We start from the raw sequence: 19445 nt of genomic DNA on the forward strand, positions 1-19445 counted from the left end.
AGGTTAGAATTTAAAGCAAGTTCTTTTCTGGCCGTGCATGCAAACTGGTTGTGCAAGTGCAAATCACCTGCGCAGAGAACTGCGCAGGTGATGCCGCCTCCGCCAGCAGGGATTTCGATCAGCCGACGCTCCGCTGCGTGACGATGACCGGGATCAGCAGGTCGCCCCAGTTGCCGTCGCCGCCATGGTGTCGTGCCGAGCGCACCAGTTCCACCGACACACCGGCCTCGACCGCCTTCATCACCGACTGGTTGAGCCTGTGCAGGTCGTTGGCCAGCATGCGGATGGTCGCCTGCTGGTCGACGGTCATCGTGGTGGCCTGTTCTTCGGCCCGTTCCTTGACGCGGCTTATCGATGCCATTGGTCTTCTCCTTGCGTATTTTTTACCCTTTTGGGGCGTTGCCTCTATTTTGTTGCGTTCGTGCTATTCCGCCGCCGGTTTGAACTGGGCGTGCTCGGTCGATTCATGCATGGCCGTCGTCGAAGACCGGCCACCGGTGATCGCCATCGACACGGCGTCGAAATAGCCGGTGCCGACTTCGCGCTGGTGCTTGGTCGCGGTGTAGCCGTGGGCTTCCGCCGCGAATTCAGCCTCCTGCAGTTCGGAATAAGCCGCCATCTGACGTGCCTTGTAGCCGCGGGCGAGTTCGAACATGCCGAAATTGAGCTGGTGAAAACCGGCCAGCGTGATGAACTGGAACTTGTAGCCCATGGCGCCGAGTTCCTTCTGGAACCTGGCGATGGTGGCATCGTCGAGGTTCTTCTTCCAGTTGAACGACGGCGAGCAATTATAGGCGAGAAGCTTGCCGGGATGGTGCCTGTGCACGCCCTCGGCGAACTTTTTGGCCTGCGCCAGATCGGGCTTGGAGGTTTCGCACCAGATCAGGTCGGCGTGGGGCGCGTAGGCGACGGCCCGTGCGATGCAGGGCTCGATGCCATTCCTGACTTGATAGAAGCCCTCCACCGTACGGCCGGCGCCATAGTCTACGAAGGGCTGGTCGCGCTCGTCGATGTCGGAGGTGAGCAGCTTTGCCGCTTCCGCGTCGGTGCGCGCGACGACCAGCGTCGGCGTGCCCATGACGTCGGCGGCAAGCCGCGCGGCGTTGAGGTTGCGGATGTGTGCGGCGGTCGGGATCAGCACCTTGCCGCCGAGATGGCCGCACTTCTTCTCCGACGCCAGTTGGTCCTCGTAGTGGACGCCGGCGGCACCCGCCTCGATGAAGGCCTTCATGATCTCGAAGGCGTTGAGCGGTCCGCCGAAGCCGGCTTCCGCATCGGCGACAACGGGCGCGAACCAGGTGTCGACCGAAAGCCCCTTGCCTTCGGAGGTCTCGATCTGGTCGGCGCGCTGCAGGGTGCGGTTGATGCGCTTGACCAGTTCGGGCGCCGCATTGGCGGGATAAAGCGACTGGTCCGGATACATGGCGGATGCGGTGTTGGCGTCGGCCGCGACCTGCCATCCGGACAGGTAGATCGCCTTCAGCCCGGCCCGGACCTGCTGCATCGCCTGGTTGCCCGACATGGCGCCGAGCGCGTTGACGAAATCCTCTTCGTGGATGAGCTTCCAGAGCCGGTTGGCGCCCATTTCGGCGAGGCTCTGCCGGATCTGGACCGAACCGCGCAGCCGCTTCACATCGTCCGGCGAGTAGGGCCGCTCGATGCCGTCGAAGCGGCCTTCCGGCGCAGAAGGGACGAAGTTGTAAAAATCAGTCATTGGTCGCTCCGTCAGATCGTTGTTGGGATAGAAACGCCGCCTCATGAAAAGTTCTGCGCCGTTTTGGTATGACAGCATTTACATTTTGGCGCGGGCCAGGCGAGGAAAACCAGAAGATTGGCTGGAAAATAGGGGAAAACCTGTGTTGCGTTTGACAGTCAGGCGCTGTAAATTTGTTACGATTGTAAGGCCGGCATGGCAGCGCCGCGCGGGAGTCATGTAAATTCTGTCAAGGACAGCCGAGTGGCCGATCAAAAAATCTTCGCCGGGCCGCGCATCCGCCGCATCCGCAGCGCCAAGGGCCTGACCCAGACGGCGATGGCCGAAGGGCTCGGCATCTCGCCGTCCTACCTCAATCTCATCGAGCGCAACCAGCGGCCGCTGACGGTCCAGCTGATCCTCAAGCTGGCATCTGTCTACAAGGTCGACCCGCATGAATTGCAGGGGGAGGCGAGGGGGTCGGTCACCGCCCTGAAGGAAGTGTTTTCCGATCCGCTGCTGGTCGGCGAATTGCCTGGCGACCAGGAGCTGATCGAGCTTGCCGAGGCGGCGCCCAACGCTTCCGCCGCGGTGATAAAACTGTTTCGCGCTTATCGCGAGCAGGCCGAGCGCCTTTCCGACCTCAACGAACTCCTGGCGCGTGAGGGCAAAGCGACGGCGCTGTCCGGCGCCCGCTTGCCGATCGACGAGGTGCACGAGATTTTCGAGCGCCGTCCGAACCATTTTGCCGCGCTGGAAGAGGAGGCCGAGGCATTCATTTCGGTGCTCGATCCCGGCGACGACCTGCTCGGTGCGCTGAAGGCCTGGCTGAAGCGCGAATACGGCATCGTCGTCAAGGTGCTGCCGGTCGCCACCATGCCGAACTGGCGCCGCCGCTACGACCGCCATTCGCAGCGTCTGTTCCTGTCCGAGCGCCTGTCGCCGTTCGATCAGTTGCGCGAGGTGGCGATGGAGGCCTGCCTGATCCGCATGACGGTCGCCGTGGCAAGCGAGATCCAGGCGCTGAAGCTGACCACGGATGAAGCCCGCCGGCTCGCCCGCTTCGAGCTTGGCCGCTACGCTGCCCACGCGCTGATGATGCCCTATCAATCCTTTCACGCAGCCGCCACACGCGCGCGTTACGACATCGACGTGCTGCGCTCGCGCTTCGGCGTCTCCTTCGAGCAGGCGGCGAACCGGTTGACCACGCTGCAGCGGCCGGGCACGCCGGGCGTGCCCTTCTTCATGCTCGAGGTCGACAATGCCGGCAACCGCTTCCGCAAGGCTGGCAGCCAGGGTTTTCCGCAGAGCCGCTTCGGCGGCGGCTGTCCAAAGCTTCCCGTGCATGCCGCCTTTACCCAGCCCGCCCAGATCTTCGTCGAGGCGGTGGAAATGCCGGACGGCGCCGAATTCCTCTGCGTTGCCCGCACGCTCGAGGGGCCACAAGGCTCGTTTGCGGAGCGCCCGCGCCGTACCGCGCTTCTGCTCGGCTGCGACATCGGCTTTCGTGATGAGATCGTCTATGGCGCAGCACTGCCGGGGCCGGCTGCCGCTGCGGCCGGAAAAGCCGGACAGGGCACAAATCCGGCCACGCCGGTTGGCCCGGCCTGCCGGCTGTGCGAACGCATCGGCTGCCTCGCCCGCGCCGAGCCGCCGGTGACACGCCCGCTCGGCCTCGACGAAATGGTGACCGGATTAAGCGCCTTCGATTTTCAGTAGACGGGCACAGCGTTTCCATCAAATTGCGCCGCGGCGCATTGTTCTATCGCCCACCGCTGCCTATCAGAACGTCCATCTCAATCGTCAGCGGCTCTCCAACGCTCGGCGAAGCCAGCCCGCGCCAGACTTCCTCGCGCACTGTGACCTGCATGTCTGGAGCAAGCTGGACATACTCCTGACCGCTCAATGTTGCTCCTTTGGTGATTCCGCTGAAATAATCGTCGAAAGATGAGAATTTGATGGGCCGAGTTTCAAGCTGGACATAAATCTCTTGAAACCCGGCGCGGTGGAGCAAGGAATGCAAGCATGTCGCGTCAGGGATGGAGAAGAAGCGATTTAGCTTTTCAGCTTTTTCAGGGGCGCAACGGGCGATTACCGCGCCTATTCTGGCGAACAGCGAGCGCTCCGGCGTCGTCGTCACGCTAACTGCAGTCCAGCCGTTGGGGCGCAGAACCCGACGAAACTCCGAAAGCGCTCCAAGCGGGTCTGAGAAGAACATGAGCCCAAGCTGACAGATCACCGCATCGAACCGACAATCCTCGTAAAGGAGCGCGTGAGCGTCAAACGTTGCGAGGGTGATTGGCTGGTTCTTCAAATTGCGTTTGGCAGTTTCGAGCATGGCCGGCGAGATATCGCCGGCAATCACAGAGCCGGATGGGCCTACCACGATCGCTGCAGCTTGCGCTGCTGCTCCTGTACCCGTCGCGACATCGAGCACCCGATGGGCAGGCGCGATTTGCGCTGCCTTCAGCAAGGATGGAATGAACGAGTTCGTTGCGCGGGCGAACAGCTCGTCATAGCCAATCGCCGCTGTCTTGTAGAATGGCTCATCCATAAGGTCGCCCCAAAATACAATTCACGTCGTCACAGGACGTCTCTTGTCGTGCAGCAGCCGTCCAGCCACGCATCGTAAACTATCCCTGCCAGCTCCGCACGACCGTCTTGCCTCGTCTGTGCGCTCGTCGGTGCGCCAAACGGAACACGGTGCTGGATCACGCCCGATCTTCGTCTTTGCGTTACGCGATGTATGCACGTTTCTGTCGTTTGCTATGCATCGTGTTGCCTCGAAATCGCCGACAGTCGCAATCATGACCGATATATCATCATCACCGTTAGCCGTTTCGCCTGTCGTCTCGCCGCGTGACGAGCGTGTCGGCTTCCTGCTGATTTTCCTGTCGGCGCTGATGTGGAGTTTCGGTGGCGCCATCGCCCGTTTCATCGACGCCGGAGACAGCTGGACGGTGGTGTTCTGGCGCTCGGTCTGGGCCGCCGCCTTCCTCTTCTGCTTCATGGTCTGGCGCGACGGCTGGCACGGCACGGTGAGGTTGTTCCGCGGCATGGGCCTGCCCGGCCTTGCCGTGGCGTTCTGCTTCGCCACCGCATCGACCTCATTCGTCGTGGCGCTTGCCTACACCACTGTCGCCAACATCCTTTTGATGCAGGCTGGCGTGCCGCTCCTGGCGGCGCTGTTTGCCTGGGTGCTGTTTCGCGAACGGGTGGCCTTGGCGACCTGGGTGGCGATTGCCGCCGTCATTGCCGGCGTTGCCATCATGGTATCGGAATCGCTCGATGGCGCGGTGTCGCCCATTGGTGACGGCCTGGCGCTGCTTATCGCCGTGATGTTTTCGATCGCCACGGTCATCACGCGACGCTTTGCCCATGTGCGCATGACGCCGGCGACCTGCCTCGGCACGATGATTGCCGCCGCATTCGCCGCGTCGCAGGCATCGCAATTCGGCGTTTCCAGCAGCGACATGGGCTTCCTGTTTGCATTCGGCGTGGTCAATCTCGGTCTCGGCCTTGCCTTTTTCGCCACCGGCGCCCGGCTGGTTCCGGCTGCTGTCGCAGCACTGCTCGGCACGTTCGAGCCGATCCTCGGCCCGATCTGGGTCTGGCTCATCCATTCCGAGGTGCCGTCCGGACGCACCATCCTTGGCGGAACGGTCGTGGTCACGGCGCTGCTCGTCCATATCGGGCTCGAATTCAAGCGTCAGACGCGGCCGGTGCGGCCGGGTGTCACCGGTATGCCGTCGCCTAATTGATGCAGCGCACGCGCCAAAGCGAGATGAGCCATTGACAATGGCGCAGCCGCGCGGGCAGGCTGTCAATACGGCAACAACAAGACAGGCTCATCTTGCCAAGTCTCCCCTCCGGCCCGACCGAGACCGGACAACATCGTCGTATCCCTGCCCGCGCCGTGGCGAGAGCCTTTGACGGCGCCGGAATGCCACCTGGATCACGAGAAAGGAACCGGGGGATCGGCCGTTGCGCATCGAACCGCTGTCGTGTTGGCGGTTCGCGCTTGTCGCTTGTCGGAAAGCCCAATAATCTGAAGCAAACGCCCAGCCGCGCAGCCCCGCGACGAGCTGGCGATGGAACACTCATCAAAGGAGAGACGCATGATCCGCAAAGCATTCTGGCTTTCGGCGACCTCGGCATTTCTGGCGCTTTTCCCCCTCGGCGCTCATGCCCAGGAGCGCGTCGTCAACGTCTATAACTGGTCGGATTACATCGACAGCTCGATCATCGACGACTTCACCAAGGAAACGGGCATCAAGGTCACCTACGACACCTTCGATTCCAACGAGCTGCTTGAGACGAAACTGCTTGCCGGCGGCAGCGGCTACGACGTTGTCGTACCGACCGCCAATTTCCTCGCACGCCAGATCCAGGCAGGGGTGTTCCAGAAGCTCGACAAGTCGAAGCTGCCCAACATTTCCAACATGTGGGACGTCGTTTCGGAGCGCACGACCAAGTACGATCCCGGCAACGAATATTCGATCAACTACATGTGGGGCACGGTCGGCCTCGGCTATAACGTCAAGAAAGTGCAGGAAGCGCTCGGCACCGACAAGATCGACAGCTGGGACGTGTTCTTCAACCCGGAAAAGCTGGCCAAGCTGAAGGATTGCGGCGTCTTTGTCCTCGATTCTCCGAGCGACATCCTGCCGAACGTCTTCAAATATCTGGGCATCGATCCCGAGACCACATCGCCGGACGATTTCGCCAAGGCCGAAGAAGTGATGCTGAAGGTCAGGCCTTACATCCGCAAGTTCCACTCGTCTGAATATATCAACGCGCTGGCCAATGGCGACATCTGCCTGGCCGTTGGCTGGTCGGGCGACGTGTTCCAGGCGCGCGACCGTGCGACGGAAGCAAACCAGGGCGTTGAGATCGCCTATTCCGTGCCGAAGGAAGGCGCCGAAATGTGGTTCGACCAGATGGCGATCCCGGCCGACGCGCCGCATGTCGCCGAAGCTCATGAATTCCTGAACTACATGATGAAGCCGGAAGTCATCGCCAAGGCGAGCAATTTCGTCTTCTACGCCAATGGCAACAAGGCGTCGCAGCAATTCATCGACAAGGAGATACTCGAGGATCCGGCGATCTACCCGGACGAGGCGACGCTGGCGAAACTGTTCACCATCACCCCCTATGATTCCAAGACCCAGCGCGTCGTCACCCGCACCTGGACCAGGATCGTCACCGGGCAGTAAGCGACAATCAGCGACCCCGGCAGGTGCTGCCGGGGTCAAGTCTTCTGGGGATAGAACGCGAGCACGGAGTGGGACATGAAATCGCTTGGCAGCATCCGCAGGGATTTCGCGCCATGGAACGATCCGAACGCCAAGCCGTACATCCAGTTCGACAAGGTCACCAAGAAGTTCGGTGACTTCACTGCCGTCAACAATTTGTCGCTGACCATATTCGAGCGCGAGTTCTTTGCCCTGCTCGGCGCATCCGGCTGCGGAAAGTCGACGCTTCTGCGGATGCTCGCCGGTTTCGAGGAGCCGACCGCCGGCCGCATCCTGCTCGACGGCCAGGATCTGCGCGGCATCCCGCCATACCGGCGGCCGGTCAACATGATGTTCCAGTCCTATGCGCTGTTCCCGCATATGACGGTCGAGAACAACATTGCCTTCGGCCTCAAGCAGGACGGCATGCCGAAGCCCGAGATCGCGGCGCGCGTTGGAGAGATGCTGAAGCTGGTCAAGCTCGAGCAGTTCGCCAAGCGCAAGCCGCACCAATTGTCCGGCGGCCAGCGCCAGCGCGTCGCGCTTGCCCGCTCGGTCGCCAAGCGGCCGAAGGTGCTGCTGCTCGACGAGCCGTTGGGCGCGCTGGACAAGAAGTTGCGCGAGGAAACCCAGTTCGAGCTGATGGATCTGCAGCAGTCACTCGGCCTCACCTTCGTTGTCGTCACCCACGACCAGGAAGAGGCGATGACCATGGCCGACCGCATCGCCATCATCGACAAAGGCGAGGTGATGCAGGTGGCGACGCCGGCGGAAGTCTACGAGGCGCCGGGCTCCCGTTTCGTCGCCGGCTTTGTCGGCAACGTCAATATGTTCGAAGGCAAGATTGCGCATGGCGAGGCGGGTGCGGCAAGCATCGATGCCGGCAACGGCATCACCATCCGCACCGAGCATGCCGGCGATGCCGCAACTGGCGCGGCCGTCGCCTTCGCGATCAGGCCGGAGAAGATCAGGATATCGTCGACGAGACCGGCCGGCGCCGTCAACGCCATCGAGGGCGAGGTCTACGATATCGCCTATCTCGGCGACATGACCGTCTATCACGTCAGGCTGGACGACGGCCAGGTGGTGCGAGCGAGCACGATGAACGCGGCCCGCATCACCGAGGATCCGCTGAGCTGGAACGACCGTGCCTGGGTGTCGTTCCGGCCGGATGCCGGCGTCGTGCTGACGCGATAGGGGCGGCCATGTCGAATGCCGCTGTCACCGCTGCAACAAGCTCTCGAGCCACCGCTGCGGACAAATCCGCCCTGGCCAGGCTGGGAGAGGCCTTCGTTGGCCGTCTTGTCATCCTCATCCCGTATCTATGGCTGGTCTTTTTCTTCCTTGTTCCGTTCGTCATCGTCTTCAAGATCTCGCTGTCGCAGACCGCGATCGCCATACCGCCCTACACGCCGGTGCTCGGCTTCGGCGACGGCCTTGCCGGTTTCTTCGCCCAGCTGAATGAGCTCAGCATCGACAACTACACATGGCTGACGCAGGACGCGCTCTACGTCAACGCCTATGTGACCAGCGTCATCGTCGCCGCCATCTCGACGGTGCTGACATTGCTTGTCGGCTACCCGATCGCCTACGGCATGGCGCGCGCCCCGGCGATGCTGCGCCCGACTTTGCTGATGCTGGTGATCCTGCCGTTCTGGACCTCGTTCCTGATCCGGGTCTACGCCTGGATCGGCATCCTCAAGCCTGAGGGGCTGCTCAACCAACTGCTGCTCGCCACCGGCGTTATCAGCCAGCCGCTGATCATCCTCAACACCTATACGGCGATCTTCATCGGCATCGTCTATTCCTACCTGCCGTTCATGGTGCTGCCGCTCTATTCGTCGCTGGAAAAGATGGATTATTCGCTGATCGAGGCAGCCAAGGATCTCGGCTGCCCACCGACCAGCGCCTTCTGGAAGATCACCTTTCCGCTGTCGCTACCCGGCGTCATCGCCGGCTGCCTGCTGGTGTTCATCCCCGCCGTCGGCGAATTCGTCATTCCCGACCTGCTCGGCGGCTCACAGACGCTGATGATCGGCAAGACGCTGTGGAACGAGTTCTTCGCCAATCGTGACTGGCCGGTGTCTTCGGCCGTCGCCGTCATCCTGCTGTTGCTGCTGATCGTGCCGATCATGCTCTTCCAGCGGGCCCAGGCCCGCGCCCAGGAGCAGGACAGATGAACCCGACCTGGAGCCGCTTCAACATCACTTCGATCGTGCTCGGCTTTGCCTTTCTTTACCTGCCGATCGTCCTGCTCGTCGTCTTCTCTTTCAACGAATCGAAACTGGTCACCGTCTGGGGCGGCTTCTCGACCAAATGGTACGTCTCGCTGTTCCACAACCAGGGTCTCATGGACGCCACCTGGGTAACGGCCCGTGTCGCCGTCATCTCGGCCACCGTGGCGACCGTGCTCGGCACGCTGGCGGCTCTCACCTTGACGCGCTACACGCGCTTCAAGGGCCGGACGCTGTTTTCCGGCATGGTCTTTGCGCCGCTGGTCATGCCGGAAGTCATTACCGGCCTGTCGCTGCTGCTGCTCTTCGTCGCCGTCGGTCTCGACCGCGGTTTTGTCACCGTCACGCTTGCCCACATCACCCTGACCATGTGCTTCGTCGCCGTCGTCGTGCAGTCGCGCCTGATCACGTTCGACCGCTCGCTCGAAGAAGCCGCGATGGATCTTGGCGCGCCGCCGGTGAAGACCTTCTTCCAGATCACGCTGCCGGTCATCATGCCGGCGATCGTGTCCGGCTGGATGCTGGCGTTCACACTGTCGCTCGACGATCTGGTCATCGCCAGCTTCACCTCAGGGCCTGGCGCCACCACGCTGCCGATGAAGATCTACAGCCAGGTTCGTCTCGGCGTGACGCCGGAGATCAACGCCGCCTGCACAATCCTGATCGCGGTTGTGGCGGTTGGCGTCATCATCGCTTCGCTCGCCAACAAGCGGCGCGAGGTCCAGCGCCAGCGCGACGAGCAGGCCGCTCAGCGTGGGTGACGAAAGGGGCGGCAGCAGCAAAAGCCGGCAGGAAGCACTTCTGACGACGACCGCAGCAGCTTCGTTGCTTACTCGCCGGATACCCCGCGGCTTATCGGCGAAATGAACGGCGTGCTCCACGTTCCGCCGATGAAGAACGAAGACTGGTTGGGACCTTGGCTATTTGTCTGCGTGGCTGGCTGGTCCGCCTGAATGATGCCGCCGGACAGCGCCAGTCCGCGCCCGGCATAGGAGGCGATACCGGAAAGCCAGATCTTGTACTTCGCCGAATTCGCTTCGGCCTTGTCGATCTTCGCCACACCGTTCGAAATGCTCGCCTTGAGTTCGGCCCCGTCGATCGGCAGTGTTCCGTCGGAGACATCGTCGAGCGCGAAGAACCCGCCCTGTTCGTTGTGTTTGAGAAACGCCGGCAGGTTGAACCGGCTCAACGCGCCTTGGCCGAATTTCGCCGAAACCGAGCCGTCGGCATTTTCGAAAATGGAATCCCAGGTTCTGCCCGGCCCCTTGAGGATGACGGAAACGGTTCCCGTGCCAATCGGCACCAGTCGCGTCATTCCGGCTGCGGTGCCAAAAGCGCCGCCGTCGATGTCGGAGGCGAGCAGCCTGATCTCGACCTGCGTGCCTTCCGGCTTGCGGTCAAAACGAAGGCTGCTCTGGATGTTGCCGCCAAAGGCCGATGCATCGGAAATATCGAAGACGGCAAGACCGTTCTTGACCTGGGCAGCCGCGGCGACGTCGGCAAGCTGGATGGCGCCTGCGGTGGCCTGCGCTGCCGACAGTCTGAGATCGAGATCGATGCGGTCGGCGACGCTTATGTCGATTTCGCCGGGGCCAGCGCCGTTCGCGGGCGCCAGGGGTGCGAAGGCGGAGAGAAACGACCGCAGGTCGAGCGTCTCGAAGGCGAGCGTACCGGCGATCACCGGCCGCGCCTCGCCAAAGGAGAAATCCAGCGCACCCATTCCCGGATTGTCGTCCAGGGCGATCTCGGTGTTTTCGAATTTAATGCGGCCGGAGGTCGCCGTGAGCTTGCTGGAAACGGAAACCGAGCCAATTGCTGCGCCCGGCGCGATGCCGGCCCGCGACCATTCGAGCGCGCGCCTGAGCGAGGGTGCGGCAAATTTTGCCTGGCCGTCGAAATAGGCGTTCTCGGACATGCTGGCCACGCCGTCGAACGAAAAACTGGCAGGGGCCGCCTTGAAGGAAAGCGTCATCGGCGCCGCACCTCCGCCAAACAGCACCAGCGGGTTTGACGATGCGGCATCCACGGCGACGCTTTCGCCGCGCCAGATCCCGGTCGCCGACAGCGTCGCATTGCTGTTCATTGCGGCCCAGTTCGCCTGGCCGCTCAGGCTGCTCAGTATCTCAGCGTCCTTGCCATCGACGGAAGTCACCACGCGGCCGTTCCTGAACTCCACGGTGCCGAACGGATCAGCCGGCAGCTTGCTGAGGTCCGGCTTGGCTGGATTGGCGCTGACAACGGCGCGAGCGACGTCGATGGAACGGGTGATGCGCCCGCCCGAAGGCAGGGCGGGCAGGAAAAATCCATGTGCTGCGCGTTGAACCCTGATCGTCGGCCGGATCAGCCGCGCCGTCGAGAACACCACATTGCCACGCAACGCCGCCATGGCGGAGAGATTGACCTCGACCCGTTCAGCCTCGATCACCGGCGGCGCGTCGGTCTCTGTCCATTGCGAAAGCGTCACGTCGGCCAGGATGGCACGGAAATTCGGCCAGACCTCGATCCGTGGCGCGCCGTCGATGGTGACCCTGAAACCGCTCCACGCACTCATTTCCCAGGCGATGCGGTCGCGCACGATACGGGTCGAGGCGACGAGCGGCAGGGCGGCAACGGCCAGCGCGATGACGATCACGGCAACGCCGATCGCCCATATTCCGCGCCGGATCAAAGGTGATGGCATGTCGCCCCGTATGCTTCCGTTCCGACAAAAAATCGCCCGACGGGTGTAACCCCAGTCGTTTACCTACGACTTAGGGCTGACGCATTTCAAGTCTTTATAGCCCAGCGATGGCATTTGCGCACATCCGCGTCGCTCGGCCGAACAAAATCTTGCTCTGCTGCGCTGCGATATGCATAAGCGATGCCAATGCATGTCGCCAAAATGCGCAACGTTTTCGGATAACGACATGATAATAACAAAGTCTAAAGCGCGTCGCTTGAATCTCTTCAAGCGTAACGTGCTTTAAGGAGGAACGATCATGGCTGGCGACGCCCCGCTCTGGACACCGACCAGAGACCAGATCGACGCGGCGCCGATGACCGCCTTCATGCAGGCCGCGGCGGCCGCAACCGGCAAGGTTTTTTCCTCCTACGCCGATCTTCATCGTTGGTCGATCGACGATCGCGAGGCGTTCTGGAGCCTGATCTGGGAGTTTTGCGGGATCGTCGGCGACAAGGGCGCCAATGGGGGCGCCGGCGACGGGATCAGTGGCGGCGAGCGCGTGCTCGTCGATGGCGAGAAGATGCCCGGCGCCGCCTTCTTTCCCGACGCCAAGCTTAACTTCGCCGAGAACCTGTTGAAAAAAACCGGGCTCGGTGACGCCATCGTCTTTCGCGGCGAGGACAAGGTCGAGCGCCGGCTCTCCTGGAACGAGCTGCATGCGCTGACCTCGCAACTGCAGCAGCTTTTCCTGTCGCTCGGGGTGAAAAAGGGCGACCGCATCGCCGCCATGACGCCCAACATGCCGGAGACGGTCGCGGCAATGCTGGCGACAGCCTCGATCGGGGCCGTGTGGTCGTCCTGCTCTCCCGATTTCGGCGAGCAGGGCGTTCTGGACCGGTTCGGTCAGATCGAGCCTGTCGTCTTCATCGCGCCCGACGGTTACTGGTACAATGGCAAGGCGATCGAGGTTGCCGACAAGATCGCGGCCGTTGCGGCAAAGCTCGTCACCGTCCGCAAGATCCTGATCGTCGACTATCTCGGCACGTCGACCGACGTGGCGGCGACCATCGAGAAGGCGACTGCGCTGGACGAGGCGCTCTCATCCTTCGCTGCCAAGTCGGTCACCTTCGAACGGTTGCCGTTCGCGCAGCCGCTCTACATCCTGTTTTCTTCCGGAACGACCGGCATCCCCAAATGCATTGTCCATTCGGCCGGCGGAACGCTGATCCAGCATGTCAAGGAAGAACGGCTCCACGCCGGCCTGCTCGACGGCGACCGCTTCTTTTATTTCACCACCTGCGGCTGGATGATGTGGAACTGGCTGGTCTCCGGCCTGGCGTCGGGCGCAACCCTTCTGCTTTATGACGGGTCGCCCTTTTACCCTGACGGCAACGTGCTGTTCGACTTCGCCGACGCAGAGAAGATGACCTATTTCGGCACCTCGGCCAAATTCATCGATTCCGCGCGCAAGGCCGGCCTCAGGCCGATCAACACGCACGATCTTTCCAGCGTGCGCACGATCTCCTCCACCGGCTCGCCACTGTCGCCGGAAGATTTCCGCTTCGTCTATGACGGCATCAAGAAAGACGTGCATCTCGCCTCCATCTCTGGCGGAACCGACATCGTCTCCTGCTTCGTGCTCGGCGTGCCGACCCAACCGGTATGGATCGGAGAGATCCAGGGACCCGGCCTCGGCCTCGCCGTCGATGTCTGGGACGACGACGGCCAGCCGCTCAGGCAGGAAAAGGGTGAGCTCGTCTGCACCAAGGCGTTCCCGGCGATGCCGATCGGCTTCTGGAACGATCCCGAAGGCAAGAAATACCACGCCGCCTATTTCGAGCGCTTCGACAATGTCTGGTGCCATGGCGACTTCGCCGAATGGACCGCCCATGGCGGCCTGATCATCCACGGCCGTTCCGACGCGACGCTCAACCCGGGCGGTGTGCGGATCGGCACGGCGGAAATCTACAACCAAGTCGAGCAAATGCCGGAAATCCTGGAAGCGCTGTGCATCGGCCAGGATTTCGACAATGATGTGCGGGTCGTGCTGTTCGTGCGGCTGGCGGCCGGCGTTGAACTCGACGCCGAACTGGAAAAAGGCATCCGGGCGAAAATCCGAAGCGGCGCGAGCCCGCGCCACGTGCCGGCTAAAATCGTCGCCGTCGCCGACATTCCACGCACCAAATCGGGCAAGATCACCGAGCTTGCGGTGCGCGACGTGGTGCATGGCCGCGCCGTCAAGAACAAGGAGGCGCTGGCCAATCCCGAAGCGCTCGAGCTGTTCCGCGACCTGCCGCAGCTGGCCGATTAGTTTCTCGAGGTCCAGGACATGCGATCCGTCACGCGTTCAAACGGAGCCGAGCATGGTTAACGAAATATCTCGCTCGAATTTACCTAGATTTCATGAGTGGTACACATCGGTAAATTTTTCGCGGTGCCGGTAAGGTTTTGTTAAGGGCCGACATCGATAGTCGTGCGTAACTTGAGGGAGAAATCCCGTTCCTCTAAATCCCAAGAGGATCTGAATTCGCTCAAGCCCCCGATGTACAGCAATCGATCATTCAAGGCGTCCTGTTGGACGCCTTTCTTTTGTGTGCCGAGCATGAGCCAAAGTGGACACCGGTTTGGGAAAATCCGATGCTCAAACAAAGAGATAGCGCGGCGACACGGGCGACTGAAGATCCGCTGCCCTAATCCGCCAGCACGCGGGTCGACGGGAAGGCGACTTCGACCAGGGTGCCCTCGCCGGGTGTCGAGTTGATGGTGAACCGGGCCCGGTTCGCCTCGACCATGGCCTTGGTCAGCGGCAGCCCGAGACCGGTGCCGTCGCCGCGCCCGCGCTTAAGCGCGTTGAGCTGCTTGAACGGCTTGAGCGCCTGCTCGATCTCGGACTGGCTCATGCCGATTCCGGTGTCGCGCACGCGCATCACCACGTCGCCGGAGTTCTCGTAGGCTGTCGATACGATCACCTGGCCGCCGGCCTGCGTGTAGCGGATGGCATTCGACAGGATGTTCAGCGCGATCTGGCGCACGCTGCGCAGATCGGCCACCACTTCCGGCAGCCGGGAGGCGAAGCTGGAGCGGATGATGACGCGTTCGCGGTTGGCTTGCGGCTGCATCATCGCCACCGTCTCGGCCAGCGTGTCGTTGAGCGACACTGCCTCATAGGCCATCTCCTGCTGGCCGGCCTCGATTTTCGAAATATCGAGCAGATCGTTGACCAGGTCGAGCACATGGTTGCCCGATCGGTTGATGTCGCGCAGATAGTCGCGGTAGCGGTCATTGGCGACCGGTCCGAATTTCTCGTCGACCATCAGTTCGGAGAAGCCGATGATGGCGTTGAGCGGCGTGCGGATTTCGTGGCTGATGCGGGCGAGGAAGTCGGTCTTCTGCGAGGAAGCGCGCTCGGCCACGGCGCGCGCCTGGGTCAGATCCTCTTCGGCCCGCTTCCACTGGGTGATGTCGCGCACCACCGCGCAGAAACCGCTGTCGTTGGGCAGCCTGCCGATGGTCATGAACAGCGGAATGAAGCGCCCCTGCGCCTCGCGTCCGATCACCTCGCGGCCGTCGTTGAGCACGCTCGCCACGCCGGGCTCGGACAATCCGTCGAGATAGTCTCGCGCGGCGCGCTGGCTTTCGATCGCGAACAGCGAGACGAAGGGTTTTCCGGTCACCTCGTCGCTGTCGAAACCGAACAGCGCCTCCGCCGGTCGGCTGATCGAGCGGATCGTTCCGTCTCGGCCGATCAGCACGACGCCGTCGGTCGCGGTGTCGATGATGGTGCGCATCTCGGCAATGCGCGCCTTGAGCTCCGAAGTGTCCGGCTGCGTCTGGTCGTCGGCGGCACCTGCTGCCTCGTCGTCGCCGGAACGGCGCACGACCAGCATCAGCGCCTTGCCGCCACGCCATGGCACCGAGCGCAAAATGGCCTCGATCGGGAACTCCTGACCGTCACGCGTCTTCAACCGCAGCGCGTGGTCGGTTCCATCGGAGGCGCTGCCGTCGTAAGGATCGGCAAACAGCGCGTCGAGGCCACCGGCATCCTCCAACTGGTCGAGCGTGTCATAGCCGGTCAGGCTGAGGAATTCCTCGTTCGCATAGTGAAGATCGTCGCCGGAATGGATCAGCAGCGGCACCGGCAGCTTGCCGAGGATCGAGATGTCCGGAGCCTTGTTGTCGTCCGCGGTCGAAAAAGCCGACGGCACGAACCCTTCGAGCTTGAGCGGCGGCACCGGCAGGCGCGGCCGCTCGACCGTCGCCGGCTCGACGTCGCCGGCATCGCCGATGCCATCGGTTGGCGAACCGGTTTCGCCGCCATCGGGTCGCGCCCAGTCCTCGCTGTCTTCTGCATCGCGGAAATCGGCGGCCGTCGTGCTGTCGGCGTCTTCGGCGATCGATCGACTGGCGGCATCGGTGGGCTCAGCGATCTCCTGCGCCGGTTTGTCCGGCTCGGAGACCGGCGCACCGTCGCCATCGTCGGCGACGTAGTCCCGGTCGGCATAGTCGAGCAGCGAGCCTGAGAGGTCGGACACGGTTGCTTGCGGCTGCTCACCGTCGAGCCTTGCGACATCCTTCTCGTCTTCGACATCGGTTTCGGTCGGTTCCGCCGCAGCCGGCTCTGCCGCAATTGCGGCAGCGGGCTGTTCGGTCGGGGGATTGTCCTTCTTGAGCCGCTCGCCGATCTCACGGAATGCACTGCGTTCCAGCGTCGACAGGCCTTTGTCGTTGGCCGGCTGCCTGTGCTCCGCCAACCGGATCACCTTGTCGGCTAAGCGCCGCTCCGGCTTCGGCACGATGGTCAGCGCCGGCACCTCGCCTTGGAACGGGTCGGTTTCGTCAGGCGTTTTGGCGACTTCCGGCTCGACGGCCACGGGGACGTCGGCATTGGCGACAAGCGCCATGCCGATCGCTTCCGGATCGACCACCGCATCGCCGGTGCGAGCAACGCCGAAACCGCGAAAGCCTTCGAAGGCACGGCTGCGGCCGTAGACGGGCAGCGCCGCCAGGTCGACGGGTATCTTGAAATCGGTGCCGGCGACCGGCCACAGCACCGAGCGGCCGGACCAGGTATCGCGTCGGTCGAGCAGGCCGGCGATGTCGCCGGTCGCATCGAGGTCGAAGGTGGCCGCGACGTCCCTGAAGCGCCGGCCGATCACATCGGCGGCAGGCTTGCCGACGAGTTCCGCGAATTCCGGCGACAGCGCACTGAATTTGCCCTCGGCGTCGGTGCGCCAGACGAAACGCAGGGGCGCCGCCGCGCGGTCGATCGAGGGGATGGCATTTTTGACCGGGGAGGCGGCCCTGACGGCATTTTGTGCGAAGCTTTCCGCCGAAGCATCCGCCTCGACAGGACCGGATGCATCCGGTCCCGGCTTTTGCGCCTCCTCCTCGCTGGCGCTGAAATACCAATGGTCATGCTGTTGAGGTATCCCGCCGGCCGCTTCCGGACCCTGCTCGGTTGAATCAGGCGCAGTTGAATGAGATCCGGTCGAATCGAGCCCAGTGGAATCGGGCCCGGTGGAATCGGGAACGTCATGCTCCGCCGACAGCGAAGTGTCTTCGTCGGCTGCCGCAACTGTCTGCACTGCCGCAGCCGTTTTCGCGACTGTTGCCGGCGGGTTGTCCTGTTGTGCTTTTGGCGGGACTGCGGCATCGGCCGCCGCCCCTGCGCTGAGCACGCCAGCAGGGGCTGCTTCGGAGTCCAGCTGGTTCTCGTCGATCACCACCAGCAGGTGCCGCTCGTCAGTCAGCCGGGCGAGGCCGGCCGGGTAGGAAGCGGTGCCGCCAGGAACGAGGCGTTTGACGACGCGACCGCTCTCGTTCGCAACATCGGCGACAAGTGCTGTCAGCGTTTCGGGCAGGATGCCGAGTGCCGAAAAACCATCGGAAGCGGCCTCTATGTTGCCGTTGGCATCGACGAAGGCGATGAAATGACCGTCTTCGGTAAAGCCGCTGATGGCCCGAGCGGCAAGCTCGGCGGCGCTGCGCGAGCCGGTCTGCGTCGCCGGCACCGCCAGCATGATGGCGTTTTCGCCGTCAGGCATTGTCACCGCGCTGGCCAGAAAGCCAACCGCGCGGCTGGTCAGCCCGGTTGCCAGCCGCACCGTGATGGCGCGGTCGCGGCCGATCTGTGGAAAACCGCTTGTCGCCATGATCTGGCGCCTCGCGATCGGCGGCAAGCCGGCCGAGGCGCCGATGATCGCCTCGATGTCGGGGTAGCCGAACACCGCTGCCCCTGGTCCGTTGGCCCAGATCACCTGTTCGAGGTCTGCCGACAAAAGGGCGATCGCGTCGCCGACGGCAAAGCGCTGGCGGACCGCGTCGAGCACGGCGACGTCGAGGAAGGAGTAGTTTTCAGACGGCATGCGCTTTGGGAACCCTTACGAGGCGGGCAGTTTGCAGTTAACGCTTTGTTAATAAAAGCCGACGGCGCGAAGGTCCACAAGCCATAGCGTGCAACCGCCGGAATCTCTGGGCGCGTGGTTAACGCTGGGAGAGAAAATTTATGGTGCGCTGCAACAAAGATATTGCAATGCACAAGATTTGCCTTTATATTGCCGTCATACATGAACGAGACGGCTTTCCTATCGAAGCCGCTGCCACTGCAAAGGATGGAAAATTGTCCAGGACCAAGACCGCTGATACTATCGAGAGCGTTGAATTCCCGAGCTTCGACGCTTCCAAGGCCACCGACCAGATCCGTGCTTTCGCCGAAAAGGGCGTCGAGCAGTCGAAAGAGGCCTATGCCAAGCTGAAGACCGGCGCCGAAGACACCCAGAAGGCTCTTGAGTCCACCTTTGAGACCGCCAAGACCGTTTCCAACGACCTGTCGCTCAAGACCATTGCCGCTCTGCGCGCCAATACTGAAGCCGGCTTGTCGCATTTCGAAGCTCTGATCGGCGCCAAGTCGCTGTCGGAAGTTGTCGAACTGCAGACCGCATTCCTGCGCAAGCAGGTCGAGATGACTGTCGAGCAGGCAAAGGATTTCCAGACCGTCGCCTCCAAGGCGGCCGAGGACGTCTCCAAGCCGATCAAGACCGCCTTCGAGAAGGCGATGAAGGAAGTTAAGATCGCCTAATATTTGCGCATAGTTCGAAGATGCAACAAAAGGTCGCATTTCTTCGAACAGGATTATGTGAGATATAGTGGTCCAAGCGAATACCCGGCGGGTGGAATCTCCTCCCTCTGCTCTCCGGGATGACCAGCCAGCACCTCCTCCCGCTGGCTCGGAACAGGAAAAGGCCGGCACCTCCTCCCGCCGGCCTTTTTCTTTGCCCGGCGAATATGATGTCGGTGCCGGAACACCCTTTGCCTACAGCGCCGGGCGCCTTCCTGGACGCGCAAAGCACGTTGCGGAACCCTGGGATTTTGCGCATGATCCCCAGCGAAATCGATTCTGATTTTCCGGGCCATGCGCGGCTAAAAGCCTTGAATTAAACTCCGATAGCCCGTATGGACGCATCGCCGAACGACAGAGCGGAGGATGAACGTTCCATCCCGCTCAGGCGAACGTGCCGTTGTAGCTCAGATGGTTAGAGCGCCGGATTGTGGATCCGGAGGTCGCTGGTTCGATCCCAGCCAACGGTACCATTGGTGCACGGTCGCCTTCTTCGGTTTCGGCC

13 protein-coding genes and 1 tRNA gene are annotated in these 19445 nt (G+C 62.4%); 9 read left to right on the forward strand and 5 right to left on the reverse strand.

Translation table 11 applies throughout. The features are described 5' to 3' along the window. Positions 1-118: 118 nt before the first annotated feature. Both AC0L2R_RS21585 and aceA read right to left on the reverse strand, forming a co-directional pair. The gene (locus AC0L2R_RS21585) at positions 119-361 is read right to left on the reverse strand and encodes an SMc00767 family acetate metabolism repressor (protein ID WP_027156310.1); all 243 of its coding nucleotides are present in this window, start codon (positions 359-361) and stop codon (positions 119-121) included. A 63-nt stretch (positions 362-424) separates the two neighbouring features. Further along, the gene (gene aceA, locus AC0L2R_RS21590; RefSeq protein ID WP_473511421.1) at positions 425-1714 is read right to left on the reverse strand and encodes an isocitrate lyase; all 1290 of its coding nucleotides are present in this window, start codon (positions 1712-1714) and stop codon (positions 425-427) included. A gap of 243 nt (positions 1715-1957) precedes the next feature. Here aceA and AC0L2R_RS21595 point away from each other — a divergent pair, with 243 nt between their 5' ends. Then, complete coding sequence (locus AC0L2R_RS21595; protein WP_473511423.1) at positions 1958-3412, forward strand: helix-turn-helix domain-containing protein; 1455 nt, start codon at positions 1958-1960, stop codon at positions 3410-3412. A gap of 43 nt (positions 3413-3455) precedes the next feature. On the opposite strand, the gene AC0L2R_RS21600 is transcribed toward AC0L2R_RS21595, so the two are convergent. Then, entirely contained in the window at positions 3456-4247 is a 792-nt protein-coding gene (locus AC0L2R_RS21600) for a class I SAM-dependent methyltransferase (protein ID WP_473511424.1), read from the reverse strand. A 253-nt stretch (positions 4248-4500) separates the two neighbouring features. On the opposite strand from AC0L2R_RS21600, the gene AC0L2R_RS21605 reads away from it, so the two are divergent. From AC0L2R_RS21605 to AC0L2R_RS21625, 5 genes are all read left to right on the forward strand, one after another. Beyond that, positions 4501-5454 (forward strand): DMT family transporter, encoded by a 954-nt coding sequence (locus AC0L2R_RS21605; RefSeq protein ID WP_473511426.1) that lies wholly within the window; start codon positions 4501-4503, stop codon positions 5452-5454. A gap of 357 nt (positions 5455-5811) precedes the next feature. Next, complete coding sequence (locus AC0L2R_RS21610; RefSeq protein WP_473511428.1) at positions 5812-6909, forward strand: polyamine ABC transporter substrate-binding protein; 1098 nt, start codon at positions 5812-5814, stop codon at positions 6907-6909. Positions 6910-6984: 75 nt separating this feature from the next. Continuing rightward, positions 6985-8124 carry an ABC transporter ATP-binding protein gene (locus AC0L2R_RS21615; RefSeq protein ID WP_091595229.1) on the forward strand — a complete coding sequence of 380 codons (1140 nt, stop codon included), beginning with the start codon at positions 6985-6987 and terminating at the stop codon, positions 8122-8124. Positions 8125-8132: 8 nt separating this feature from the next. Next, on the forward strand, positions 8133-9107 hold the full coding sequence (locus AC0L2R_RS21620; RefSeq protein ID WP_473511429.1) for an ABC transporter permease subunit: 975 nt from the start codon (positions 8133-8135) through the stop codon (positions 9105-9107). Beyond that, the gene (locus AC0L2R_RS21625; protein WP_287065432.1) at positions 9104-9922 is read left to right on the forward strand and encodes an ABC transporter permease; all 819 of its coding nucleotides are present in this window, start codon (positions 9104-9106) and stop codon (positions 9920-9922) included. Before AC0L2R_RS21620 ends, AC0L2R_RS21625 begins: the two co-directional genes overlap by 4 nt. A gap of 68 nt (positions 9923-9990) precedes the next feature. Here the strand turns inward: AC0L2R_RS21625 and AC0L2R_RS21630 are convergent, their stop codons facing one another. Further along, positions 9991-11841 (reverse strand): AsmA family protein, encoded by a 1851-nt coding sequence (locus AC0L2R_RS21630; RefSeq protein WP_473511430.1) that lies wholly within the window; start codon positions 11839-11841, stop codon positions 9991-9993. A 298-nt stretch (positions 11842-12139) separates the two neighbouring features. On the opposite strand from AC0L2R_RS21630, the gene AC0L2R_RS21635 reads away from it, so the two are divergent. Continuing rightward, entirely contained in the window at positions 12140-14134 is a 1995-nt protein-coding gene (locus AC0L2R_RS21635) for an acetoacetate--CoA ligase (RefSeq protein WP_473511431.1), read from the forward strand. Positions 14135-14513: 379 nt separating this feature from the next. On the opposite strand, the gene AC0L2R_RS21640 is transcribed toward AC0L2R_RS21635, so the two are convergent. Further along, entirely contained in the window at positions 14514-18188 is a 3675-nt protein-coding gene (locus AC0L2R_RS21640; protein WP_473511432.1) for a PAS domain S-box protein, read from the reverse strand. 254 nt (positions 18189-18442) lie between these two features. Here AC0L2R_RS21640 and AC0L2R_RS21645 point away from each other — a divergent pair, with 254 nt between their 5' ends. Further along, positions 18443-18901, forward strand: coding sequence for a phasin (locus AC0L2R_RS21645; protein WP_473511434.1), 459 nt, complete (start codon positions 18443-18445; stop codon positions 18899-18901). A 435-nt stretch (positions 18902-19336) separates the two neighbouring features. Continuing rightward, positions 19337-19413 (forward strand) — tRNA-His (locus tag AC0L2R_RS21650). Positions 19414-19445: the final 32 nt, after the last annotated feature.

The organism is Mesorhizobium sp. WSM4820 (assembly GCF_055811075.1).

Coding starts and splice junctions, on each gene's coding strand:
- AC0L2R_RS21585 (WP_027156310.1), bottom strand. CDS start 361: ATGGCATCGATAAGCCGCGTCAAGGAACGGGCCGAAGAACAGGCCACC.
- AC0L2R_RS21620 (WP_473511429.1), top strand. CDS start 8,133: ATGTCGAATGCCGCTGTCACCGCTGCAACAAGCTCTCGAGCCACCGCT.
- AC0L2R_RS21615 (WP_091595229.1), top strand. CDS start 6,985: ATGAAATCGCTTGGCAGCATCCGCAGGGATTTCGCGCCATGGAACGAT.
- AC0L2R_RS21600 (WP_473511424.1), bottom strand. CDS start 4,247: ATGGATGAGCCATTCTACAAGACAGCGGCGATTGGCTATGACGAGCTG.
- AC0L2R_RS21625 (WP_287065432.1), top strand. CDS start 9,104: ATGAACCCGACCTGGAGCCGCTTCAACATCACTTCGATCGTGCTCGGC.
- AC0L2R_RS21605 (WP_473511426.1), top strand. CDS start 4,501: ATGACCGATATATCATCATCACCGTTAGCCGTTTCGCCTGTCGTCTCG.
- AC0L2R_RS21610 (WP_473511428.1), top strand. CDS start 5,812: ATGATCCGCAAAGCATTCTGGCTTTCGGCGACCTCGGCATTTCTGGCG.
- aceA (WP_473511421.1), bottom strand. CDS start 1,714: ATGACTGATTTTTACAACTTCGTCCCTTCTGCGCCGGAAGGCCGCTTC.
- AC0L2R_RS21630 (WP_473511430.1), bottom strand. CDS start 11,841: ATGCCATCACCTTTGATCCGGCGCGGAATATGGGCGATCGGCGTTGCC.
- AC0L2R_RS21640 (WP_473511432.1), bottom strand. CDS start 18,188: ATGCCGTCTGAAAACTACTCCTTCCTCGACGTCGCCGTGCTCGACGCG.
- AC0L2R_RS21635 (WP_473511431.1), top strand. CDS start 12,140: ATGGCTGGCGACGCCCCGCTCTGGACACCGACCAGAGACCAGATCGAC.